The organism is Longimicrobiales bacterium (genome assembly GCA_028823235.1).
Taxonomy (GTDB): domain Bacteria; phylum Gemmatimonadota; class Gemmatimonadetes; order Longimicrobiales; family Gaopeijiaceae; genus UBA2589.
In genome coordinates this window covers 1-23,300 of record JAPKBW010000015.1, presented here as the reverse complement: position 1 = coordinate 23,300, position 23,300 = coordinate 1, and the positions used below count along the sequence as shown (strand labels likewise).

Below are 23,300 nucleotides of genomic sequence, written 5' to 3'. Positions count from 1 at the left end.
GCCAGATGCGGTTCCGAGCGCATAGATGACGGAGAAGAAGTCGATGTATGACCCTCTGAAGGCCAAGTCCCGAGTTGTCATCGTCGCGGCGACGGTGGGTCTCCTCGCGGTCGGCGTTGCGAGCGGGCTGGGGTGGACGAGCGCATCGCATGCGATGCCCTCAATCGCCGCGGAAGTCCAGGTGCCTGCGTCTGCCGTTCAGCCGGCGCTCGATCTCAGTGACGCCTTCACGAACTTGGCCGACGCGGTCACGCCAGCGGTGGTCCGAATCGAAAGCAGGCGGACCGTCCAGCCGAGGAGTCGCGAAGAAGTACCTGAGCAGTTCCGCCAGTTCTTCGATGAGCAGAACCAAGGTGAGGCTGAACCTCCGCGGTCGGCGATTTCTGGCGGTAGCGGGTTCATCGTCTCGAACGACGGGTATATTCTTACGAACAACCATGTGGTCGAGGGATCGACCGACGTGCGGGTGTATTTCCCCGACCGTCGCTACTTCCCTGCCCGGATCGTCGGCGCGGACCCATTCACCGATGTCGCAGTCATCAAGGTCGACGTCGATGAGAATTTGCCGACAATGGCCTTCGGGAATTCAGATCAGATCAAGGTCGGCGAGTGGATCCTAGCGATCGGGAACCCGGGCTTCGGTGCATCCACCCAGCTCGACTTCACCGTGACCGCTGGAATCATCAGCGCACGCGGTCGCGGACTGCGGCTCCTCCAGCAGGACATCTTCAACGATCCGCGATTCGATCGATCCCTCTCCGGGTACGCGATCGAGGACTTCATCCAGACCGACGCGGTCATCAACCCCGGGAACTCCGGTGGTCCGATGGTGAACCTGCGCGGTCAGGTCGTGGGCATAAATTCTGCGATCGCATCGACGACCGGAGTCTATCAAGGGTACGGATTCGCCATCCCGATCAACCTGGCGCGCCGGGTTATGGAAGATCTGGTTGAGTATGGACATGTGCGACGGCCCCGCATCGGCGTCCAGATTGAGGACGTCGAGTCAGAGGACGCTGAAATCTATGGACTCCCCTCGGTCTCGGGCATCCTCGTGCAGGGAGTTCCCGAGGGACCGTCGATCGGAGTCCTCGAGCCGGAAGATGTTATCGTCGGGCTCGACGGACAGCCCGTTGGATATGTGTCTGAGCTACAGGCCGAGATCGCCGAGCGCCGGCCGGGTGATCGGGTGGTGCTGACGATCTACCGGAATATGCAGCGCACCGAAGTCGACGTCCTGCTGGGTGAAGCTCCGATCAACAATATCCCGACGGTAGTCGTGGCCACACCCGGGAATGCCGAGGAGCGTCTTGGAATCCAGGTCGAGGCTCTGGATGGAAGCGGCGCCGCGGAAGCGTGGGATGACCCAAACGGTGTCATCCTCACCGACGTGGCGCGCGGGAGCGCGGCGGAGCGACGGGGGGTCGCCGCCTACCGGGGCACGAAACTGATCCAGATCAACGATCAACATATTCAGTTGCCTTCCGACGTTCGGGCGGCACTCGATGGCATCGAGACTGGTCAGATTATCTCGCTCCACTTCCTAGACAGAGTCGGCGAAGAGAGAGTCGTGAACGTCCGTATGCCCTAGCGGCCATGCGTTAGATCCAGGCCGGTTCGCGGGGCCTGAGTAAGGACGATATGGGGCGCTGGACCAACGGGTTCGGCGCTCCATGCTTCATCCCCCTACCGCACGGGTATATCTTTCTCAAGCGCGAAAGTGGCGGAATTGGTAGACGCGCGGGATTTAGGATCCCGTGGCCTCGTGCCGTGGGGGTTCGAGTCCCCCCTTTCGCACTTTGCACCATCTCCTTTCAAGTACACAACGACCGCGTGACCGTATGAATCTGGACGCATCCAACCTGCAGATATCCGTTGAGGAACATGACGGATGGCGACGCCGCATGAGCGTGACCGTGCCCGCCGTCATCGTGCAGGCCGAAGAACGCAAAGCCGCGAGCAGGCTCGCTTCCCAAGCCCGACTGAAGGGTTTCAGGAAGGGCCGCGTGCCCACGAAAGTCATTGAGTCCCGCTTCGGAGGATCCCTTCGTCAGGAGGCCCTCGACAAGCTGATCGGGGCGGCCTACAAGGAAGCACTGGCGGCCAAGGAACTCCGGCCGATCAGTGAAGGGGAGATCGAGGACCTCCAATACAAGCCTGAAGAAGACCTGACGTTCGCGATCACGTTCGACATCGAGCCAGTCTTCGACGTGTCCAACACGAGTGGTTTCGTCGTTGAACGCCCGTCACAGCCGGTCACCGACGAGCAGATCGAAGGAGTTCTCGAGCGCATTCAGGAGCAGAACGGTGTCTGGCAGCCGATGGAGGAAGGGGTGCCGGAGGAAAAAGACATGGTCTCCGTCAGCATCACCCGCCTCGGCGACGACGGCGAAGCTGCTGACGAGGGGCGGGACTACGACCTCGTGGTCGGGTCTGGAGATGCGATTCCTGATATCGAAGGCGCAATCCGGACACTTGAGCCGGGCAAAACCGGCGACTTCGACATCTCGTTCCCAGAGGATTTCCCGGACGAGGAGCGGCGAGGGGACTCGGAGAAAATCCGTGTTGTTATGAAGTCCCGCCGAGCGATGGACCTTCCTGCCCTGGACGACGAACTGGCGAAACAGGTCGGTGATTTCGAGACGATCGATGAACTCAAGGCCAAAATCCGCGAGGACATGGAGAAGGAAGCCGGCCAGCAGGCCGACGCGGCAGTGCGTGGCCGACTTCTCGACTTCGTGATCGACGCGAACCCGTTTGAGGTGCCGGGATCGATGGTGACTCGCTACTCCGATCAGATCATCGGGAACCCGGAGAACGTCGATGCCGAGAAGATCGCAGAGTTCCGGGAGCAGATCCGTCCGGAAGCAGAAAGTGCAGTAAAGAGGATTCTCGTGATCGAACGACTCGCGGAGATCCAGAGCCTGCAGGCGAGTGACGACGATATTGACGCACGTATCGAAGAGATCGCGGAGGCCAACAACACCGAGCCGGCGAAGGTGTATGCCGAATTGCAGAAAGCCGGCCGCCTCGAGACGATGGAACGGGAACTGACCGAGAACGCTGTGTTCGGGTTCCTGATGGGACAGTCCGAAATCACCGACGCACCAGAAGCCTGACAGGACAAGCAAACCACATGGCGATCTACCCACCGTATGTTATAGAGCGCACCAGCCGGGGCGAACGCAGCTACGACATCTTCAGCCGGCTCCTCATGGACCGGATCGTCTTTCTCGGCACCGGGATCGACGACAACGTGGCGAACATCATCCTCGCCCAGTTGCTCTTCCTCGATGCGGAAGATCCAGATCGAGACATTTTTATGTACATCAACTCGCCGGGCGGAAGCGTCTACGCCGGGCTCGCGATCTACGACACCATGCAGCACCTGCGGGCGCCGGTGTCCACCTTCTGCGTCGGCATGGCTGCCTCCATGGCCGCGGTTCTTCTCACCGCGGGCGAACCTGGCAAGCGAAATGCGCTGCCAAATTCCCGAATTATGATCCACCAGCCGTCCGGCGGATCACACGGAACGGCTTCAGACATCGAGATCCAAGCACAAGAAATCTTGCATATCCGCGAAAAATTGAATGGTATTGTTGCCAAGCATACGGGGCAAACGATCGAGCGGGTCGCGGGCGATGTAGATCGCGACCGGTTCATGAGCCCGGACCAGGCCGTTGAGTACGGCCTGATCGACCGGGTGATCGAAGGTCCTGTTCAGCCGGCCGCAGGAAAACCAGCTGACTCGGATCATGCCGAGTAGTCAGGAGACTAGGGAGTCGATATGACCGACAAGCATCTTCGTTGCAGCTTCTGTGGGAAGTCCAAGGAAAGCGTCAAGAAGTTCATTTCCGGACCGAACGTCTACATTTGCAACGAGTGCATCTCGCTCTGTAACGAGATCCTCGCAGAGGAAGAGGAGCGGGAAGCTCAGGAACAGACTATCCCGTCACCCACTCCGGCCGAGATCAAGTCCACGCTCGACCAGTACGTGATCGGACAGGAGACCGCGAAGAAGGCCCTCTCGGTGGCGGTGTACAATCACTATCGCCGGGTCAGTCATCAGGGGGTGCTCGACGACGTAGAAATCGACAAAGCCAACATCCTGCTGGTCGGACCGACAGGTGTCGGCAAGACCCTTCTCGCTCAGACGCTCGCGCGGACACTGCACGTCCCATTCACCATCGCAGACGCCACCACGCTCACCGAGGCGGGGTACGTAGGTGAAGACGTCGAGAACATTCTCGTCCGACTTCTGCAGGCGGCCGACTTCAACGTCGCCGAGTGCGAGCGCGGGATCGTCTACATCGATGAAATCGACAAGATTGCGCGGAAGTCCGAGAACCCCTCGATCACGCGAGACGTTTCGGGTGAAGGTGTTCAGCAGGCTCTTCTGAAGATCTTGGAGGGCACGATCGCGAGTGTCCCTCCTCAGGGTGGCCGAAAGCACCCCCAGCAGGAATACATCCAGATCAACACACGCAACATTCTGTTCATCTGCGGTGGTGCCTTCGACGGTATGGAACAGATCATCGAGGCACGCATCGGCAAGAAATCGATCGGCTTCGCTGATTCCGAAGCCGGAGAACGGAAGGACTGGGACGTCGAGGGTGGGCTCATGCAATATGTCGAGCCCGAAGACCTGCAGCGCTACGGGCTGATTCCTGAGATCGTCGGACGACTGCCAGTCAGCGTACACCTCGACGAGCTCGACGAAGAGGCACTCACCAAGATTCTCCAGGAACCGAAGAACGCGCTCGTGAAGCAATACCAGAAGATGTTCGAGCTGGAGGGCGTTGGCCTCACCTTCGACGCAGAAGCGATTCAAGCCATCGCGAAGAAGACACTCGACCGGAGCACCGGTGCACGTGGTCTTCGCTCAATCATCGAAACAACGATGCGCGACGTCATGTTCGAGATTCCTTCGCGCAGCGACGTACGGAAAGTCGTGATCACAAAAGAGTCCATCGAGGACGATGTCTCGCCGCTCCTTCTGCTTCACGCTCAGGAGCAAGCTCTGGAGGCGTAACCGGCAGAAAGATGTTGTCTAGGCGACATAAGCCCCAGTGACCACGTCACCGGGGGCTCTCCCTTTTGTGCCTGGGTACACGGGCGTACGATACGCAGTCGTTGCAAACCGCACAGAACTCCAGAGCACCCCTCGGGAGCTCGCAGACCGCCTCGAACATGGCCACCCTGATCCGGGCCGAAGACCACGTAGAAGTCCCGGAGCGCCTCCCCGTGGTGGCGCTCCGCGACCTCGTATTTTTTCCGTATATCGTGTTGCCGATCCTAATTGGGCGCCACCGTTCGATCGCCGCACTCGAGGCGGCTCAGGAGGACGACGGTCTAGTGCTCTTGGTAGCGCAGAAAGATCCGTCCGTTGACGACCCGGCCAGCCACGATCTGTTTCGGATAGGGACCGTCGCGCGGGTCGTCCAAGTCACGACGCTCCCGGATGGTACCTCACGCGTGGTGCTAGAGGGTTTGGGTCGGGCGCGGATTCTCCGGCTGACAACCACCACGGAAGCCCTGCGCGCGAAGATCGAGCTTCTCGTGTCCCGCGAGGCCGAGGTTGATGTCGAACGCAGCGCTCCTCCCCCGGACTCCCTCCTCCTGCCCTATACCCCGTCCAGACTTTCTGACGCGATTCAGGAAGCCGAAGACGCGTTTGATGCGGGTCTTGAGCCTGGAGAGTCAGTGCCGATCCCGCGGGAGGCATCTCGGGCGGAATCCAACGACAAGCCCGAGCCCTCCGCGGATTCAGCTGCGGACATCGCGCGCTTAGTCGCCAGCGGCCAAGGCCTCGACGCCGCATGGGAGAAAGTCCGCCGCCTGTATGCGGAGTACGCCCGCCTGCATGAGCGCATTCCCGAGGAGTTCTCCGCGATGCTCTCAACCGACGGGGACCGGGTGCGCTTCGCTCACCTCGTGGCCGGGCACCTCATCGTCCCCTCCCTCGAGAAGCAGGAAGTGCTCGAGGCGACGGCGCTGGAGTCACAGCTCGAGATCCTTGGTGAAATGCTGTTACGAGAGCTTGAGATCCTTCGGATCGAGCGAAAGCTCGATCGGCAGATTCAGTTACAGCTCGGAGGGAAAAACTCGCCCTTCGACCTTGGGGCGAGATCCTCCGGCCGAGATGCGGTCAACGACGAGCCCGAGGAGTGGGAAGAGATCGCAACCCAGATCGAGGAGCGAGACCTCCCTCCTCACGCGCGAAAGAGGGCAAAGAAGGAGCTCTCGCGGCTGAAGAAGCTGAACCCGGTTGCGCCCGAAGCGGCGGTGATCCGTACCCACCTCGACTGGCTCGTGTCCCTGCCATGGGCGGCGAAGTCCGAAGACAACCTCGACGTGGCACACGCTTCCGAAATCCTGGAGGCCGAACATCACGGACTGAGCGAAGTGAAGGAGCGAGTGCTCGACCACGTCGCGGTGCTTTCGCTCGTCAAAGAAATGCGAGGGCCGATCCTCTGCCTGGTCGGCCCACCCGGGGTCGGAAAGACGTCACTGGGCCGAAGCATTGCACACGCGCTCGGGCGCGAGTTCGTGCGGGTGAGCCTTGGGGGGGTGCGAGACGAGGCCGAGATCCGCGGCCACAGGCGGACCTACGTCGGAGCTCTTCCAGGGCGGATAATTCAGGGCATGCGTCGCAGCGGCACGAAAAATCCGGTCTTCCTGCTGGACGAGATCGACAAGCTCGCCAGGGACTTCCACGGAGACCCAGGGGCTGCACTTCTCGAGGTGCTCGATCCGGAACAGAATCGGTCGTTCACTGACCACTATCTAGAACTCGACTACGACCTGTCCGATGTCCTTTTCGTAGCGACGGCGAACACGCTCCAGGAGGTTCCGGAGCCGCTACGTGATCGAATGGAGGTCATCCGATTGCCGGGGTATCTGGACACGGAAAAGTGCGCAATTGCCGAGCGCTTTTTGTGGCCAAAGCAGGCCGAGCAGCATGGCCTTCCAGAGAACGCGGTGACGCTGGCTCCTGAAGCTCTCCACGAAATCATCGATCGCTACACTAGAGAAGCCGGTGTACGCGAGCTCAACCAGCGCCTGTCCAAGGTGGCGAGAAAGATCGCTCGCGCAGTTGCCGAGGGCGCGGAGGGTTCACGAATCGTAGAGGCATCCGGTCTGAAAAAACTCTTGGGGCCACCCAGCTACCAGCCGCCCGAGCGCGACGAGGACGGTGATCGGGTGGGGATCGCAAACGGACTCGCATGGACGATCGCGGGCGGTCAGGTTATGGACGTTGAAGTCGCGATCGTCGAGGGTTCGGGCAATCTGCGGCTCACAGGTACCCTGGGCGACGTCATGAAGGAGTCGGCCCAGGCTGCTGTCACATATGCCCGGTCACGCGCCCAGCTGTTGGGACTGGACTCCCACTTTCACAAGAGAATCGACGTTCACATCCATATCCCCGAAGGCGCGACTCCGAAGGACGGACCATCAGCCGGTATTACGATCGCCACCGCTCTGATTTCCGCGCTTACGGACACCCCAACGCGAGCCGATGTCGCGATGACCGGAGAGATCACTCTGAGGGGTCGAGTGATCGCCGTCGGTGGAGTAAAGGAAAAGGCGGTCGCGGCCCTGCGGACCGGTATGACGCAGGTCGTGCTTCCGAAGGCTAATGAGAACGACCTGGAGACGCTTCCCCGCGAAGTGCTCGACAGTGTGACATTCACACTTGTGAAGTCCATGGACGAGGTCATGGACGCGGTGCTCGCACGGCGACCTGACTCGGCTCGAAAGGAGACGAACCCGGATATCGGGGTTCCGCTGCCGCACGGATGAAGATCAAGACCGTCGAATACGCGGGCACGATCGCCAATGTGGGCGGCCCGTCGCCCGGGACACTGCCTCAGGTCGCCTTTTCCGGGCGATCGAACGTCGGCAAGTCTTCACTGATCAATACCCTGCTCCGGCGGACCCGTGCGAAGATCGCGCGCGTTTCTGCCAAGCCAGGGAAAACCCAGGCCCTCAACTTCTACCGGGTCAATGACGATTTTTTTCTGGTCGACCTTCCAGGGTACGGTTACGCGAAGGTGCCCGGAGAGATGAAGGATGCCTGGAGTGGACTCATTGAGTGGTATCTCGGGGAGTCCGGGGGTGTTCGCGCGGTCGTGCACCTTGTCGATGCCAGGCACAAACCGACGAAGCACGACCACCGCATGGTCGGGTACCTGTCCGATGTGGGTCTCCCAGCGATGATTGTACTGACCAAGATTGACAAGCTGAAGCGTAGCGAGAGAGCCCAGGCCATCTCTGGAGCTATGGAGGCGCTGGCCTTGGACGACTCGCAGTTGATCCCGTTTTCGTCCAAGACGGGCGAGGGCCGGGATGCACTCCTTGGGGCCCTCGACGACATACTCGAGGCATCGGCGGGCGACACGTGATCCCGAGCAGGCGACTCTCCGTCGGGTGCGTCGCACTAGTGCTGATCGGATCCGCATGCACGATCGCCCCTGCACCCGAGAACGGATTTTCGGCCGTCGGCTCACAGGAACTGCCCCCGGCAGGATTTGGGACGATGCTCCAGGATGAAGTCACGATCTCGCTCGTGAGCCGAGGCCTCGAAATCAAAGCAATCCCTCTGGATGAAGCAGTCACTAGAGTCACCGCCCCCGACACCTACGCTCGTCTGTCGGGGATCGCGGACGCCAGCCGCTCATCCGCACCGCCCGGCAGCTCACTCTTTGTCGTGTCGTTCTACTCAGTCCAGGCGGATCTTCGGTTTATTCCGGAAGACGTCCAGTTCATTTCTCGGGGGCTTCGGATGCGCTCACTCGCGATCCTGCCGATCACTCCAAGCTGGGGCCAGCGGCGGGTACAACAGCAGCAGACGGAGATGGCGGTCTATGCGTTCTCTGGTGACCTAGATCTGGGTTCCGACCTGATACTGGCCTACGGGCTCGAGCAGACGAGCGCCTGGAGCGGCATCCTGCCTCGAGTCCAGGCGGAGCGAGGTCGAACTCGAGCGCGGTCAGGCATCGGCCGCTGAGATCGCCCGAACAATGCCAAGCAGGCCATGTCAGGCTTCGAGGTCGTACTTCGTAATCTTCCGGTAGAGCGTGCGCTCACCGATACCCAGGAGTTCTGCCGCCTTTCTCCGATTACCGTTCACCTGATCCAGGGCCGCGGCGATCGCGGCCCTCTCCATGTCATCGATCGTCATGCCGGGCCGGAACACTACCACACCAGCCTCCGGCACCACCGCGGGCTCAGGGACGTCCTCGACGACGCCCGGTGAGTACGCCGCGATCTCGATACCTCCCAGTGCTTCGTCCTCCCCCCGCGTGGACAGAACTGCGTCTCCGCTCCCCACGCGACCGACGATCGCCCGACTCCCGTCATGGGGGACGCCCCCTCGATAGACGTCGAAGTCCCGTCGCAGGTCATCCATGTCGACACGGAGCTCCACCAACGTCCGAAAAACGAACTCGAGCTCGGGTCTCAGCGTCCCACCGGTACCCTCAGTGACCCGCGGTACCGGTGCAGACAGCATTGCCCCGCCGTGCCCTGCGCGGACCTCCTCTGGGATGTCCTCGGGCCGGATCACTCGTCCGTGGGACAGCACCACCATGGACTCCACCAGATTCCTCAACTCCCGAATGTTGCCCGGCCATGTGTACTCGATGAGTAGCTGCATGGCTTCGGGCGAGATTCCAGGGAACTCCCTGTCGTTCCGGTCGGAGACATCTTTGACAAACGATTCGACGAGTAGCGGGATGTCAGCTTTTCGTTCCCTGAGTGCGGGTAGTTCGATGCCAAGCACATTCAGCCGGAAGAAGAGGTCTCGCCTGAAGTCACCGATCGTGATCAGCTGCTTCAGGTCTTGGTTGGTAGCCGCGACGATGCGCACATCGACCTTAATCGTGGACTCCGCTCCGACTCGATGGAACTCCCGTTGCTCCAGAACACGGAGCAGTTTGGTCTGTGTCGACAAGGGCATCTCGCCGATCTCATCCAGGAAGATTGTCCCACTATCGGCGAGCTCGAACAGACCCTTTCGGGCCGCGATCGCTCCAGTGAAGGCGCCCTTCTCGTGGCCGAACAACTCAGACTCCAAAAGCGTGTCGGAGAGAGCTGCGACGTTGACAGCTATGAACGGCCGGTGACGCCGAGCGGACAACGCGTGTATCCCCCGAGCGACAAGCTCCTTACCCGTACCGGACTCTCCGGTCACGAGAACCGTCGAGGAAGTCGGGGCGATCTGAACGACACGCTCCAGAACCTGACGCATCGCGTCGGTATACCCGACGATTCCCGTAACAAGTCGAAGGCGCTTTCGCTCAACCGCACGCGATCCAAGCAACACAATATCATCGACCGAGGCCGACCAAGGAAAGACCTCCTCGAAGCCTGCCAACTGCCCGGAGGACTGGGTCTCAGCCGCACCCAATGCGAATATCGGAATGTGCAGGACGTCGGCTGCCTGCTGGGCCAGCTTCCCTCCCGCATTCTCAAGCCCACCTGTCAGGATAAGGAGTGCGGCACCATCATCGGCACCCAGGCGCTCCGCCGGCGTGACGAGATCGGTGGCGTAGCCTGCCGCTTCGAACCCAAGGCGCAGTTCACCCGCCCGCGGCAGATCGTGCGTTGAAATTAGGACGTGGGCGTCCATCACTCCCTCAGTTTGGCAGGAGAGTCCAGAACCCTGTGCGGGGCATCTTCGCCTCGCAAGAGTGCGACGGCGTGCTCCAGAATCGGGGCCAGAACGCTGAGGCCATCCGCGACCCCGCCTGGACTGCCCGGGAGGTTCACCACCAGCGTGCGTCCAATCGTCCCCGCGACTCCACGTGACAGGATCGAGTAGGGCGTGGCCTCCAACCCCCGGCGCCGGATTTCCTCAGCGATTCCCGGCGCTTCCCGATCGAGTACGGACCGTGTCGCCTCCGGCGTGACATCGCGAATCGTGAGGCCCGTGCCACCCGTCGTGATCACGACAGCGCAGCCGCCGGCCGCCCACTCGGTCAAACGAGGTGATATCAACTCCTGTTCGTCAGCGACAATGCTCTGCTCCGACACAGCGTAACCACGCTCCTCACACCAGGCCGCAATGCGCGGGCCACTGACGTCCTTCCGTTCGCCTCGGGCAGACCGGTCACTCACAGTCAGGATACCGACTCGAATGTCAGGGGTCTCAGTCATAGTGTGATGGGCGGGCCGACGTCGAACGTCGATCAGCGCTGGATCGAGCCTTCGGTGTAGAAAGGTGGACGTTGCACGACCGCGTCGATAAGACGACCACGCGCGTCGATCTGCACGGTTGTTCCGGCCTTGGACAGCTCGACCGGTACGTAACCAAGCGCGACCCCGAAACCGAGTGTCGGACTGACCGTACCGCTGGTCACGTTCCCGACGACAGCTCCTTCAGAGACCACGGAGTAGCCCGGGCGGGGAAATCCCTTCTCCGTCAAGCGCAACCCGACGAGTCGCCTTGTCACACCCGATGCCTTCTGCGCAGCGAGAGCCTCTCGTCCCACAAAGTCGCCTTTGTCGAGCTTCGTGACCCAGCCCAGTCCCGACTCGAGTGTCGTGTGTTCCTCGTCGAGGTCATTGCCGTATAGCGCGTACCCGACTTCGAGGCGAAGCGAGTCACGTGACCCCAGTCCGGCCGGGATCAGCCCTTGCTCAGAGCCGGCGGCGAGAAGCGTAGCCCATAGTTCAGCGGCTCGATCCGCCGGCACATAGAGCTCAAAGCCATCTTCGCCGGTGTACCCGGTCCCCGAGATCACCGCGGGTACATCAGCCACGGTGCCTTCGCGGAAGCGATAGTACTTCACGGTGTCGACATCGAGATCCGCCAGGGGGCGAAGGATTTCCCGGGCGTTGGGTCCCTGCAAGGCCAACAATGCGGTCTGATCAGAAACATCCTCGACATCGACTTCGAAATCGGTCGCGTGTCGCTGCACCCAGGCCCAATCCTTCTCCATGTTCGACGCGTTGACCACCAGCATGTACCGATCTTCGAATCGGTAAATGATGAGGTCATCGATGACGCACCCCGACTCCAGGCACATGGCGCTGTACTGCGCCTGCCCGATCTCGATGGTCGCCGCATCGTTCACTGAGATCCTCTGGACCAGATCAAGTGCACCAGGGCCGCGGACCATGAACTCGCCCATATGGGACACGTCGAACAAGCCGCATGCAGTACGAACGGCGTGGTGCTCGGCCGTGATACCGGAGGGGTACTGAACCGGCATCGAGTAGCCAGCGAAGGGGACCATCTTGCCGCCGAGGGCAACGTGCTGGTCATTCAGCGGGGTGTTCTTGAGGACGTCGCTCATGCGGCGCGCTCCCGTCGGTCTAGGGTAGTGTTATTGGATGAAAAGATGGTGATATCGAACCAGTCCGCTCAGCCGCCTAAAGGATGTAGCGGCTGAGATCCTCATCTTCGGCCACGCCCTTCAGGCGATCTTGGACAAAAGTGCGGTCGACAAGGACTCCGTCCGCTGAGGTCTCCGGCAGTTCGAACATGACGTCTTCAAGTACGGTGGTCAGGACGGTCCGGAGCCGCCGGGCACCGATGTTCTCCATGCGATCGTTCAGTTCCATTGCGACCCGCGCGATCTCCTCGACTCCTTCCTCCAAGAACTCGATCGAGGCGCCTTCGGTCTCTATAAGTGCCTTGTACTGATCGATCAACGCATTCTTCGGCTCGGTCAAAATCCTGATGAACTCAGCCTCACCGAGCGTCTGCAACTCGACACGAATCGGGAATCGACCCTGTAGTTCCGGGATCAGGTCTGACGGCTTGGAGACGTGGAACGCCCCAGCCGCGATGAAGAGGATGTGGTCGGTCCGAACCAGTCCGTATTTCGTGGTGACCGTCGAACCTTCGACGATCGGAAGCAGATCGCGCTGCACCCCCTCACGACTTACGTCCGGCCCCTGGCCGCCCCGCGTCCCCGCGACCTTGTCGATCTCGTCGAGGAAGATGATGCCCATTTCCTCCGCACGGTACAGCGCGTCACTCACCACCTCATCCATGTCGACGAGCTTGTCCAGCTCATCCTGCATGAGGATGCGACGGGCCTCCGCAACCGACACTGTCCGGCGCTTCTTTTTCTTCGGGAGCAGGTCCTGAAGCATCTCGGTGAAGTTGTGGTCCATTCCTTCACCGCCACCCATCGGAATCATCATGCCATCGATGGATGTCGACTGCGTGACTTCAATTTCGACCTCTCGCTCTTCCAACTTCCCGTCCTTCAGGAGCTTACTGAGCTTCTCCCGAGTCCGGGCGCGACGCTCCTCGACCCCCTCAGGATCCTGGGCCTCGACTCCCTGCGGCCCCGCCACGAAAACACTGACGCCCTCCCCTTCCTGTTGCACCGGTTCCGGATTCGCAGCGGGGAGAAGCAGATCGAGCAACTTCTCGTGCGTGCGATCCTCAGCGGTTCCCTGCACCTCGTACTCCCGATCGGCTCGAACAAGATTGATGGAGATGTCGACGAGGTCACGAATCATGGACTCGACGTCTCGGCCGACATATCCGACTTCCGTGAACTTCGACGCTTCCACCTTGAGGAATGGAGCACCCGCAAGACGGGCCAGACGACGGGCGATCTCGGTCTTTCCGACGCCGGTCGGTCCGATAAGGATCAGGTTATTGGGTGCAATCTCGTCGCGCATCTCTTCCTCGACGCGCTGACGCCGCCAGCGATTGCGGAGCACGATCGCAACCGCCTTCTTCGCGTCGGCCTGTCCCACGATGTACTTGTCGAGCTCTCCGACAATCTGTCGGGGGGTCAACTCATCGAGCCACGGCACCTCTTCTTCGGCACCTTGGGGCGTCACCGGTGGGGATTCCTCGCTACGCTCTAGGGCGTCGGTCGTCATCCCTCGTCTCCCTCATCCGCGCCCAGTTCCAGGACGACGATGTCACGGTTGGTGTAGATACAGATATCTCCAGCGATCTCGAGTGCGTTTCGCACGATCAGAGGTGCGGCGAGTTCCGAATGCTCCATCAATGCTCTCGCTGCGGCGAGGGCATACGAACCCCCCGAGCCGATCGCGATCACATCGTCATCGGGCTCGATGACGTCACCGTTTCCAGACACGAGGAAGAGGTGGTCGGAGTCGGCAACCGCCAGGAGCGCATCGAGTCGACGGAGATAGCGGTCCATGCGCCAATCCTTGGCCAGCTCGACCACGGCCTTCGGCATGTTTGCCGGATAACGCTCCAGCTTCTCCTCAAGCTTCTCGAACAGGGTAAACGCATCAGCGACCGCGCCAGCGAAGCCCGCGATGATGCGACCGTCCATGAGGACGCGCACCTTTCGGGCGGTATTCTTCACAACGGTATCTCCCATCGTGACCTGGCCGTCGCCTCCCATGGCAACTGCTCCGTCCTTTCGAACGGCGAGTACGGTGGTGGCACGAACTTCGGGCAGACTCATCAGCGGAACGTCTCTCGTTTCAGCGTCGAAGAGGGCCAGATCGCCCCAGCGGGGCATCCACGGCGTGTTCGACGAATATCAGCAAGTGCGGGGCTACGAATCTAACGAGAATTCTGCCGATCTGGCAGGTGGTCGCAACAATCTCCGACTGATGGTCTGGATTCGTCAGTCGGAGCGCGGATGGGCGTCCTTGTATACCCGAAGAAGGCGCTCCTTGCTCGTGTGCGTGTAAATCTGCGTGGTGGAAAGGGATACGTGCCCGAGAAGCTCCTTAACCGCGAGAAGGTCCGCACCGGCCTCCATGAGATGGGTCGCAAAGCTGTGCCTCAACGAATGCGTGGAGAGGCCACTCGCGCCCGCAGACTTCTCGAGGCAGCTGCGGACCGCGGTCTGAATGGACCTGCGAGACAGTCGACCGCCCTTCGCGTTCACGAGCAGCGCCGTCTCATCGGAAGCAATGACCTCTCCGCGGCGATTCTCGTACCGGTCCAGTGCTCGAAGCGCCGAACTCGTCACGGGGACGATTCGCTCCTTAGACCCCTTCCCCATGACACGTACTTGCCCCGACTTTCGATCGATCGAGCCCTCGTCGATGTCGTAGATCTCTGAAAGTCTCAGCCCACTTCCGTACGCCATCTCAAGTATGAGAAGCGTACGCGTCCCTGCGAGTGTGTTTTCAGCCGCCCCCGCCTCGGCGAAGTCGAAGACGGTTGCTATATCTCCGCTCGTCAGGTGGCCGGGTAACCTCTTCTCGAGTTTGGGAGCCCGCACCGTGCGACCCGGATTCACCGGTATCCGCTCCTCTAGATGAAGGAAGGCGAAAAAGGTGCGCGCCGTCGCAAGTTTTCGCGCGGTCGTGCGCTTGGCCCATCCCTTCCGGCCACACCATCCCAGAAACGCACGAAGCGCCAGTCGATCGATCTCAGGATCGTCCCAGCTCCAGCCCTCTCGCCCGAGGTAGTCGCTGAGGAACGCCTCGAGTTCGCTCAGGTCGCGGGCGTAGGCCTTTGTCGTGTTCTCGGCGAGCTGACGCTCGTCGGCGAGATGACGGAGGAACTCCGAGACCTCAGGGCGACGAGGGGTCACGATCAGCCGGCGGGCGCCGGCTCCGCGTCTATGGCTGCGGGCTCGGTCACGGGCACCGGGGGATAGGCAGGTGCGTCGTCGGCCACCTCGAAACCGTTGGCGCTCATCCAGGCCAAAAAGTCCTCCTGAGCACGCTTCGCGAGCACGACCCGTTTCTCTTTCTTGTTCTTGACCCGGCGCGGTAGCGGATCGACTAGGCCCCAGTTCGAATTCATCGGCTGGAAGCGGCCGGGTGCGGCATCTCGCAGATACCTGTAGAGCCCACCCATCATCGTGGTCGGCGGCGGAACAACAGGATCTTCCCCAGACAACAGCCGGTTCATATTCAAACCGGCCAGTATCCCACTGGCGGCGGACTCCGTGTATCCCTCGACACCCGTCAGCTGCCCGGCGAACACGACGTCGGGACGGTCGCGGAGTGCACCGTACTCAGTGAGGCGTTCCGGAAAGTTCAGATAGCTGTTCCGGTGGATCGAACCCCACCGGAGAAATTCAGCCTCGGCCAACCCCGGGATCATGGAGAAGATGCGACGCTGCTCTCCGGTGCGAAGGCGGGTCTGGAAACCGACCATGTTCCACATCTGCCCGGCCCGGTCTTCTCGGCGGAGCTGCACAACCGCCCACGGCCGGTCGCCGGTTCGGGGGTCCGTCAGCCCGATCGGCTTCATGGGCCCGAAGCGGAGCGTCTCGGCTCCGCGCGAACTACTCACCTCGATCGGGAGACAGGCTTCAAAGTATGGAACGGCATCCCAGTCATGACCGGCGTGGGCCTCCCCCGCGTTCAACGCAACGATGAAGGCCTCGTACTCGGGCTGATCCATCGGGCAATTCAGGTAATCTGCATCTTCATCAAACCGGCCGGCCGCAAAGACGATCGAATCATCGAGGCTGTCCCGATGCACGATGGGCGCGATCGCATCGAAGAAAGCCAGTCCGCCATCGCCGAGCGCCGATTCGATCGACTTGTAGAGCGCGCCGGAGGTAAGCGGGCCGGTAGCGATGATCGTCGGCCCATCGGGAATCACAGAACACTCCTCCCTGACGATCTCAATCGCTGGTTCCGACTCCACCGCGTCCGTCATCGCTGCCGCGAACAGTTGGCGGTCCACTGCGAGAGCGGAGCCGGCAGCCACCTTGGTGGCATCAGCGGAGCGAAGCAGAACAGAGCCCAGCGATCGCATCTCACGCTTGAGCTGTCCGTGTGCGTTCTCCGGCGCCTCGCTCTTGAACGAGTTGGTGCACACCAGCTCACCCAACCGGTCGGACTGGTGGGCCTCAGTGCCCTTTTCAGGACGCATCTCAACCAAGCGCACCGAATGCCCCGTCCCCGCCAGCTGCAGCGCGGCCTCGCAGCCGGCGAGTCCCCCACCGACCACAGTGACGTCGCTCACCCGTCGGCTTCCGTCGCGGCTTTCTTTTTCGGAGCAGTCTTCTTCTTGGCGGGCTTCCGCTTAGGTGCGGCCTTCTTCTTCGCGGCAGTCTTCTTCTTGGCGGGCTTCCGCTTAGGTGCGGCCTTCTTCTTCGCACCCCTGCGTCCCCGCCCGCCGCCACGCTTGGCCTTCTCAGCGAGCAGCTCAACCGCCATCGCCATGTCCACCTCTTCGGGCTCCGCACCCTTCGGGAGCGTGGCGTTGACGTTTCCGTCGGTAACATAGGGCCCGAATCGGCCGGGCTTCACCACCACATCATCGCCGGTCTCCGGGTGTGGGCCCAACTCCTTGAGCGGAAGCTTCGCCTTTACGAGCTCAACCGCCTCTTCCACGGTCACGGTCCACAGTTCCTCGGTCACTGCTAGGCTCGCGAATACTTTTCCGCTCCTTACAAAGGGACCGAAGCGTCCAATGCCCGCGACGATCTCATTCCCCGTCGCGGGATCGACGCCTACGGAACGCGGAAGCAGCAGCAGCTTCAGGGCGTAGTCAAAGTCGACGTCAGTCGGCTCTTTTTCCTTCGGGACACTTACCCTTTTCGGCTTCGCGTCCTCGGTTTCTGCGTCGAGCTCAACGTAAGGGCCATACGGGCCATACTTGAGTCGCACGGTACGTCCCTCTACCGGGTGCACGCCGAGTTCCTCTCCCTCGGGATTGAATCCGTCGAGAGAGCGGGTGCTCTGGCAATCCGGGTAACCGGAGCAGCCAAGGAAGCGGCCGTACCGATTCCAGCGGACGAGCATCGGCTTGCCACACTTGTCGCAGACCTCCCCTTCGGCAGCCAAGATCTCCTTGATAATGCTGTCGGACTCCTTCTCGCCGGCCTTAATGCGCTCCATCATGCCCGGATAGAAGTCCGCGAGGAGAACTCGCCACTCGACCTCGCCATCTTCCACTCGGTCGAGTTCGTCTTCCATTCGACTCGTGAACTCTACATCGAAAATATTCGGCAGCACTCGAACGAGCAGCTTCGCGACGACCTCACCCAAGTCGGTCGGGTGGAATCGGCGTTGCTCCAGCTCGACGTATTTTCGAGACAAAAGGAGAGAAATGATCGACGCGTATGTAGACGGCCGGCCAATCCCCTGCTTCTCCAGTTCCTTGACCAGACTCGCTTCGGAGTAGCGGGGCGGCGGCTGCGTGAAGTGCTGACGGGGCTCGATACCCTTCGTGTCCGCGCCATCGCCCTCGTTAAGCTCGGGTAGCGGCTCGAGGTCATCCAGACGACGCTTCTCACCTGCCTCCGTGGCTTCCAGGTACAGCCGGGTGAAGCCTTGGAACTTCACAATCGATCCGGTGGAACGGTACAGATACGCCTTGCCGTCCACGCCCTTCAGGTCGAAGTCAGCCGTGGTGGTGTCGTATATGGCAGGAGACATCTGACTCGAGACAAAACGCAGCCAGATGAGCTCGTACATTTTGGCCTGATCAGGCTCAACGTACTGCTCGACCTCACTCGGCAGGATCGTGACGTCCGTCGGACGAATCGCTTCGTGGGCGTCCTGGGCGGCGCGCTGCTTCTTCCCACCGTACAGATTCGGAGCGGCGGGGACGTAGTCGTCACCAAACTCATCCTTCACCCAGGTCCTCGCCTGCTCCACAGCTGACGGCGCCACTCGTGTGGAGTCGGTTCTCATATAGGTGATGAGACCCAGCTGTCCGCGGGAGCCCATCTCCTGCCCCTCGTACAGGCGCTGCGCGTTCGACATGGTTCGCTTCGCCGAAAAGCGCAGGCCCTTGGCCGCCGCCTGTTGAAGCGTCGAAGTACTGAACGGCGCGGTCGGATTCTTCCTACGTTCTCTGCGCTTTACGCTCGTGACCGAGAAAGGCACCGCGCGCACCGCGTCAACGGCGGCGGTGGCGGTGGCCTCATTGTCGATCGTGAACGATTTGCCGTCGATCTGATGGAGCTTGGCGTCGAATGGCTGCTCGGCTCGCTCCAGCTGAGCCGTGATGGACCAGTACTCTTCCTGGTCGAACGCCTTAATCTCGTCTTCTCGCTCACAGATGACGCGGAGCGCCACGGTTTGCACTCGACCCGCCGACAGTCCGGGCCTGATCGGTTTCCAGAGAAGCGGGCTGACTTTGTACCCCACGAGCCTGTCGAGAATACGCCGGGCCTGCTGCGCTTCGAACTTCTTGAGATCTAATTCCTCCGGGTTCTCGATGGCCTTCTGAACCGCAGCCTTCGTGATCTCGCGGAAGATCACACGTTGGAAACGCTCAGGGTTCTTCTTATATCCAAGCTGTTCTGCGACGTGATACGCGATCGCCTCGCCTTCACGATCCGGATCGGTCGCGAGAATGATCGAGTCGACCTCTTTGGCCGCTTTCTTAAGCTTGGTCAGAACCGGGCCGGCGCCTCGAATCGTCACATAGGTCGGCTCAAAATCGTGATCGACGTCGACACCCAACTCTTTCGTCGGCAAATCACGTACGTGCCCCACCGAAGCCTCGACCTGATAGTTCGGGCCGAGGTATTTGCCGATGGTCCTCGTTTTCGCGGGGGACTCGACGATGACGAGATATTTGTCGCCGTTATCGCTCATTCAGCGCTGATCTTGTGATGGTGATTCGCGAGGATCTTCAGGATCCGCGCCGTGACATCTTCTACGGTCGAGCCCTCCGTGTCCACTCTGTACTGTGCCTCGGAGTAAAATGGAGTCCGAATTTTCATCAGCTCAGCGACGTATTCCGCGATGTCACCGCCAACAAGTAACGGTCGGGTCAGGCCTCCCTCTCTCGTTCGACGGAGCGCCTCCGGAGCGGTGACGTCCAGCCAAACAGTCACCGTACCCGGCGGCACAGCACGCACACGACCCTCCTCGGACGCCCAACCTCCCCCCGTGGCCAGAACAACCTCCGGCTCAGCCAGCAGTCTGCGGCCGACATCGGCCTCACGCCGCCTGAAGCCAACTTCTCCTTCCTTGTCGAATATCTGAGCGATGGTCTCCCCTGCGTCCAGCTCAACCACCTGATCAAAATCGGAAAAGTGCCAACCGAGGGAGTCGGCGAGTGCCTTGCCGACCTCCGTCTTGCCGGCACCCATGAAGCCGATCAGTAAAACACGCGACACCTCGCCACCGATCAACGTGGGCCGAAGCCTCGCCGTCGAAGGTTGTCCAGATACCCGTCCATGTTGCGCATGAGTTCACCCATCGAGTCTCCACCGAATTTCTCGAGGAGTGCATCCGCGAGAACGAGCGCGACCATGGACTCGGCAACCACACCGGCGGCCGGCACGGCGCAGACGTCACTGCGCTCTACCGCGGCGTCGCCGACCGCACCGTCCCTTAGATCAACGCTGGCAAGCGGCTTGCGAAGGGTAGAGATCGGCTTCATAGCTCCCCTGACCACGAGCGGTTCTCCTGTCGTCACACCACCCTCGAGCCCGCCCGCACGATTCGATGCGCGCCCGATTCCTCCTGATCGTAGCTTGGCGGTATCTCGAACGATGGGGTCGTGAACCTCGGACCCAGATCTCATCGCCCCGGCAAATCCAATACCCAGATCGACACCTTTCACGGCCTGAATGGACATAACCGCCTGGGCGAGTCGACCGTCTAGGCGCCGATCCCATGAGACGTAGCTCCCCAAGCCCACCGGAAGACCCGTAGCCACCACCTCGAACACACCACCCAGTGTGTCCCCCCGCTCCTTGGCTCTGTCGATCTCCTCCATCATCGCCTCTGCAGCTGCGGAGTCCAGGCATCGCACGGGGCTGCTGTCCGATTCCTCGTTGAGGCCCTGGGGGGGTGAACCGACGTCAGCCTCCACACCGCCAATGGACGTGACATGGCTTCCGAGGCTGATCCCTGCCTCCGTCAACATCCGCCGGGCCACGGCGCCACACGCCACCCGAGCGGCCGTCTCTCGCGCGCTGGCGCGTTCCAAAACATCCCTGACATCCCGGCGGTCATATTTGAACGCTCCGACCAAGTCCGCATGTCCTGGACGCGGCAGATAGTGGGGTCTCAGAGCTTTGGGGTTCTCACCTTCAGCCGGGGTGGTCGGGCTCATAGCAGTCGTCCAGTTCTCCCAGTCCCGATTCCAGATCAACATCGAAATTGGCGAGCCGAGGGTCTCCCCTAGGCGCACACCACTTAGGAGTTCGACCTGGTCGGACTCGATTTGCATGCGGCGACCGCGACCGTAGCCTGCCTGACGTCGTTTCAGTTCCGGATTGATGTCTCTAACAACATCAAGATCCAGACCCGCAGGGATCCCTTCGGTCAAGGCTGTAAGCGCCCGTCCGTGAGATTCACCAGCCGTATGGAATGTGATCCGGGCCATGTTTACACCAGCGCATGAGCGTCCTAGGGAGAGAACCGAGCAAGGCGCACCAACCCCTTAACGCCGGGCTTGATCCCACGGTCTAGCCGGAGTGCGTCCTTAACTTTATAGAATTAGTCCTAATGGAGGCCAAGTCGGTGCCTCTATCGAATAATCGTCACCTTCACCGAGTCGGTACCGGCCTGATTTGAGGCACCTGTCACTTCGATGACCACAACAGAGACCTGGCGTGTCTCGATGTCGAACTGCCCTAACAACCCCGCGATGGCATCCTGAACGCGTGCGATATCAGAAACTACGAGCGTGTTCGTAGCGGTGCTGCCCGTCGAACTACCGCGCTCCCGCAGGAATGCGGTCACAGCCGCATTCGTCTCATCGGCGGTGCCGTGTGAGATTCGGTGGCGATGAGTCAGGATCTTCTCGATCCCCTCCCGATCCTTCAAATCAGAGATCTTGTCGACCCGGATGATTCCTTCGGACGACTCTTCAGCTTTGAGGCCTTGGCCCTGCAAGATGTACCTGAGGGCGATATCCCAGGGCTGATCGTTAATGTCCGCGGTTACGAAGCCAGTCACATTGGAGCTCGGTACGACCGACTTCCCGGAGAATGCGGCGAACGCGAGGAGTACGTCATTGACGGGTGCTTCCATCCATGTGGCGGAGATCCGTCGCGCTTCCTGCACCTGCGAGGACTGCGGCGCAAAGACTATCTCGGCCGGATCGAACGGACGCGCGATCCGGGCAGAGGACCACGGCTCGAAATCTCCCATCGGGTTTTCAAGAGAGATTCGAAGGCCCCGCTGATCCGGGATCACGCTGTACCCAAGCTCACGGTCTAGATCTAAGACGATTCGAACAACGTCGTCTGAATACTGGCTCGTCCGCATCGAGACAATCCCACCTCGGTTCACTGCGGCGAAGTCATCCGCCGACAGCGCATGCTGTGCACCCATGAGGTCGAGCACCAGCCGGTGTGGTGCCTCCAAGGTGAAGTCTCGATAGGAAACTTCCCCGTCCATCGCAATGAGGACGCTCGTCTGCGACGCCATCGGGATGATCGTCACCTCGGTGACGGACACGCCGAATGCCAGGAGCGTGCTCACCCATAGAGCAAAAATCGACATCAAGGGGTGCCTCCCTGGATCCTGGATACGAATGTCATGGTATGGCGCGCGATTGAATCAAAGACTTCGACGTCGACGATTACGGCGTCGCGGCGGACTTCGACGACTGTGGTATTACCAATGCTGTCACCAACTTTCATACTGTACGAATCACCTTCGATGGGCCTGGTTGTGCCGTCCTCCGCCACTGCGACGCCACGGGTACTGAGCACAGCGACGCTGTTCCCCTCTGGCGAATAAATCAAGCCGATGAGGGACAGTCGCTCAAATCGGGGGCCGCCGCTCGTCCCACCAGCGAACGCGGTGAATGGATTGCGGCGAGTCCACTCGGGATACTGGAACACCTCCCGTTCACCCACAAGTTCCACATCCACTGTCGGTCCCGGTGGCGGTGTGTCGGGGTTCTGAGCTCGCACCTCAGCGGGGGCCAGAACAAGAACTAATGCAACCGCAGTCACCGTCAAATATCGGGGTAGCATCATCCTGAGCCTCCGGGCAATTCGGCTGGGGCGAGCGCAGCTTGATCCGGGAGCAAGTATGTTTCGATACGGAAAGTGGCTTGTACCGGGTTCTCCATATTCGGACGCGTGAGCGGGGTTGCGAACAGGGAAAGGTCTACCTGGACAGGAGTGAGGATGCGAGAGAGGCTTGCGATGTCGACCAGGAACCGAGCGACGTCGTGATATTCGCCTACGACCGTCATGTGGTATCCAGTCTTGTCGTAAGGGCCGGCCCTCTCTATGGGCTCAGGATTGAGACCCAGAACGTCCACGTTCTGTCGACGAGCTCTGCTCTGGATGTCATCGAAAAACATCGCGACCTCTTCCCGCGCGGGAATCAGTTCTTCTAAGCGCGCAACGTGACGCTCGTAGAGCTCCATCCTCTCTTCGAGATCGGCTCCTTCACGGGAAAGGATCACACCCGCCTGTCTATTCTGAATCTCAAGCGACTCC

At 60.9% G+C, this 23,300-nt stretch carries 20 protein-coding genes and 1 tRNA gene; 8 read left to right on the top strand and 13 right to left on the bottom strand.

Going from position 1 to position 23,300, the window contains the following annotated elements; genetic code table 11:
• Positions 1-25: 25 nt before the first annotated feature.
• From OSA81_09800 to OSA81_09765, 8 genes are all read left to right on the top strand, one after another.
• The gene (locus tag OSA81_09800; protein MDE0899299.1) at positions 26-1,591 is read left to right on the top strand and encodes a trypsin-like peptidase domain-containing protein; all 1,566 of its coding nucleotides are present in this window, start codon (positions 26-28) and stop codon (positions 1,589-1,591) included.
• Positions 1,592-1,714: 123 nt separating this feature from the next.
• Positions 1,715-1,797: transfer RNA gene (locus OSA81_09795), tRNA-Leu, on the top strand.
• 44 nt (positions 1,798-1,841) lie between these two features.
• Positions 1,842-3,119: a trigger factor gene (tig, locus tag OSA81_09790; protein MDE0899298.1), complete on the top strand. Its 1,278-nt coding sequence runs from the start codon at positions 1,842-1,844 to the stop codon at positions 3,117-3,119.
• A 17-nt stretch (positions 3,120-3,136) separates the two neighbouring features.
• A complete protein-coding gene (locus tag OSA81_09785; GenBank protein MDE0899297.1) occupies positions 3,137-3,766 on the top strand; it encodes an ATP-dependent Clp protease proteolytic subunit in 630 nt (209 codons plus the stop codon).
• A 21-nt stretch (positions 3,767-3,787) separates the two neighbouring features.
• Complete coding sequence (gene clpX / locus OSA81_09780; GenBank protein ID MDE0899296.1) at positions 3,788-5,032, top strand: ATP-dependent Clp protease ATP-binding subunit ClpX; 1,245 nt, start codon at positions 3,788-3,790, stop codon at positions 5,030-5,032.
• Between the two features lie 158 nt (positions 5,033-5,190).
• Positions 5,191-7,803, top strand: coding sequence for an endopeptidase La (gene lon / locus OSA81_09775; protein MDE0899295.1), 2,613 nt, complete (start codon positions 5,191-5,193; stop codon positions 7,801-7,803).
• A complete protein-coding gene (gene yihA, locus OSA81_09770; protein MDE0899294.1) occupies positions 7,800-8,405 on the top strand; it encodes a ribosome biogenesis GTP-binding protein YihA/YsxC in 606 nt (201 codons plus the stop codon). Before lon ends, yihA begins: the two co-directional genes overlap by 4 nt.
• A 38-nt stretch (positions 8,406-8,443) precedes the next feature.
• Positions 8,444-9,010: a hypothetical protein gene (locus OSA81_09765; protein MDE0899293.1), complete on the top strand. Its 567-nt coding sequence runs from the start codon at positions 8,444-8,446 to the stop codon at positions 9,008-9,010.
• A gap of 30 nt (positions 9,011-9,040) precedes the next feature.
• Here OSA81_09765 and OSA81_09760 read toward each other — a convergent pair whose 3' ends face one another.
• The 13 genes from OSA81_09760 to pilO all read right to left on the bottom strand — a co-directional run.
• Positions 9,041-10,633 carry a sigma-54 dependent transcriptional regulator gene (locus tag OSA81_09760; GenBank protein ID MDE0899292.1) on the bottom strand — a complete coding sequence of 531 codons (1,593 nt, stop codon included), beginning with the start codon at positions 10,631-10,633 and terminating at the stop codon, positions 9,041-9,043.
• The gene (locus OSA81_09755) at positions 10,633-11,160 is read right to left on the bottom strand and encodes a MogA/MoaB family molybdenum cofactor biosynthesis protein (GenBank protein MDE0899291.1); all 528 of its coding nucleotides are present in this window, start codon (positions 11,158-11,160) and stop codon (positions 10,633-10,635) included. Before OSA81_09755 ends, OSA81_09760 begins: the two co-directional genes overlap by 1 nt.
• A 32-nt stretch (positions 11,161-11,192) precedes the next feature.
• A complete protein-coding gene (gene gcvT / locus OSA81_09750) occupies positions 11,193-12,302 on the bottom strand; it encodes a glycine cleavage system aminomethyltransferase GcvT (GenBank protein ID MDE0899290.1) in 1,110 nt (369 codons plus the stop codon).
• A gap of 76 nt (positions 12,303-12,378) precedes the next feature.
• The gene (gene hslU / locus OSA81_09745) at positions 12,379-13,854 is read right to left on the bottom strand and encodes an ATP-dependent protease ATPase subunit HslU (GenBank protein MDE0899289.1); all 1,476 of its coding nucleotides are present in this window, start codon (positions 13,852-13,854) and stop codon (positions 12,379-12,381) included.
• Positions 13,851-14,414 (bottom strand): ATP-dependent protease subunit HslV, encoded by a 564-nt coding sequence (gene hslV / locus OSA81_09740; protein ID MDE0899288.1) that lies wholly within the window; start codon positions 14,412-14,414, stop codon positions 13,851-13,853. Before hslV ends, hslU begins: the two co-directional genes overlap by 4 nt.
• 165 nt (positions 14,415-14,579) lie before the next feature.
• Positions 14,580-15,500 carry a tyrosine recombinase XerC gene (locus OSA81_09735; GenBank protein MDE0899287.1) on the bottom strand — a complete coding sequence of 307 codons (921 nt, stop codon included), beginning with the start codon at positions 15,498-15,500 and terminating at the stop codon, positions 14,580-14,582.
• A 2-nt stretch (positions 15,501-15,502) separates the two neighbouring features.
• Positions 15,503-16,891, bottom strand: a complete 1,389-nt coding sequence (trmFO, locus tag OSA81_09730) for a methylenetetrahydrofolate--tRNA-(uracil(54)-C(5))-methyltransferase (FADH(2)-oxidizing) TrmFO (protein MDE0899286.1) — start codon at positions 16,889-16,891, stop codon at positions 15,503-15,505.
• Positions 16,888-19,479 carry a type I DNA topoisomerase gene (topA, locus tag OSA81_09725; protein ID MDE0899285.1) on the bottom strand — a complete coding sequence of 864 codons (2,592 nt, stop codon included), beginning with the start codon at positions 19,477-19,479 and terminating at the stop codon, positions 16,888-16,890. Before topA ends, trmFO begins: the two co-directional genes overlap by 4 nt.
• Positions 19,476-20,006: a shikimate kinase gene (locus OSA81_09720; protein MDE0899284.1), complete on the bottom strand. Its 531-nt coding sequence runs from the start codon at positions 20,004-20,006 to the stop codon at positions 19,476-19,478. Before OSA81_09720 ends, topA begins: the two co-directional genes overlap by 4 nt.
• A gap of 11 nt (positions 20,007-20,017) precedes the next feature.
• On the bottom strand, positions 20,018-21,223 hold the full coding sequence (aroC, locus tag OSA81_09715; protein ID MDE0899283.1) for a chorismate synthase: 1,206 nt from the start codon (positions 21,221-21,223) through the stop codon (positions 20,018-20,020).
• Between the two features lie 143 nt (positions 21,224-21,366).
• Positions 21,367-22,347, bottom strand: coding sequence for an AMIN domain-containing protein (locus OSA81_09710; GenBank protein ID MDE0899282.1), 981 nt, complete (start codon positions 22,345-22,347; stop codon positions 21,367-21,369).
• Positions 22,347-22,829 (bottom strand): hypothetical protein, encoded by a 483-nt coding sequence (locus tag OSA81_09705; GenBank protein ID MDE0899281.1) that lies wholly within the window; start codon positions 22,827-22,829, stop codon positions 22,347-22,349. Before OSA81_09705 ends, OSA81_09710 begins: the two co-directional genes overlap by 1 nt.
• A partial coding sequence (gene pilO / locus OSA81_09700; protein MDE0899280.1) for a type 4a pilus biogenesis protein PilO occupies positions 22,826-23,300 on the bottom strand: 475 nt, incomplete at its 5' end. The genes OSA81_09705 and pilO, both read right to left, overlap by 4 nt.

Bases quoted from the DNA above. Each gene is read 5' to 3' on its own strand.
- OSA81_09800 (MDE0899299.1), top strand. From the start codon at position 26: ATGACGGAGAAGAAGTCGATGTATGACCCTCTGAAGGCCAAGTCCCGA.
- OSA81_09710 (MDE0899282.1), bottom strand. From the start codon at position 22,347: ATGTCGATTTTTGCTCTATGGGTGAGCACGCTCCTGGCATTCGGCGTG.
- topA (MDE0899285.1), bottom strand. From the start codon at position 19,479: ATGAGCGATAACGGCGACAAATATCTCGTCATCGTCGAGTCCCCCGCG.
- gcvT (MDE0899290.1), bottom strand. From the start codon at position 12,302: ATGAGCGACGTCCTCAAGAACACCCCGCTGAATGACCAGCACGTTGCC.
- hslU (MDE0899289.1), bottom strand. From the start codon at position 13,854: ATGACGACCGACGCCCTAGAGCGTAGCGAGGAATCCCCACCGGTGACG.
- tig (MDE0899298.1), top strand. From the start codon at position 1,842: ATGAATCTGGACGCATCCAACCTGCAGATATCCGTTGAGGAACATGAC.
- yihA (MDE0899294.1), top strand. From the start codon at position 7,800: ATGAAGATCAAGACCGTCGAATACGCGGGCACGATCGCCAATGTGGGC.
- OSA81_09705 (MDE0899281.1), bottom strand. From the start codon at position 22,829: ATGATGCTACCCCGATATTTGACGGTGACTGCGGTTGCATTAGTTCTT.
- clpX (MDE0899296.1), top strand. From the start codon at position 3,788: ATGACCGACAAGCATCTTCGTTGCAGCTTCTGTGGGAAGTCCAAGGAA.
- hslV (MDE0899288.1), bottom strand. From the start codon at position 14,414: ATGAGTCTGCCCGAAGTTCGTGCCACCACCGTACTCGCCGTTCGAAAG.
- OSA81_09760 (MDE0899292.1), bottom strand. From the start codon at position 10,633: ATGGACGCCCACGTCCTAATTTCAACGCACGATCTGCCGCGGGCGGGT.
- lon (MDE0899295.1), top strand. From the start codon at position 5,191: ATGGCCACCCTGATCCGGGCCGAAGACCACGTAGAAGTCCCGGAGCGC.
- OSA81_09755 (MDE0899291.1), bottom strand. From the start codon at position 11,160: ATGACTGAGACCCCTGACATTCGAGTCGGTATCCTGACTGTGAGTGAC.
- aroC (MDE0899283.1), bottom strand. From the start codon at position 21,223: ATGGCCCGGATCACATTCCATACGGCTGGTGAATCTCACGGACGGGCG.
- OSA81_09785 (MDE0899297.1), top strand. From the start codon at position 3,137: ATGGCGATCTACCCACCGTATGTTATAGAGCGCACCAGCCGGGGCGAA.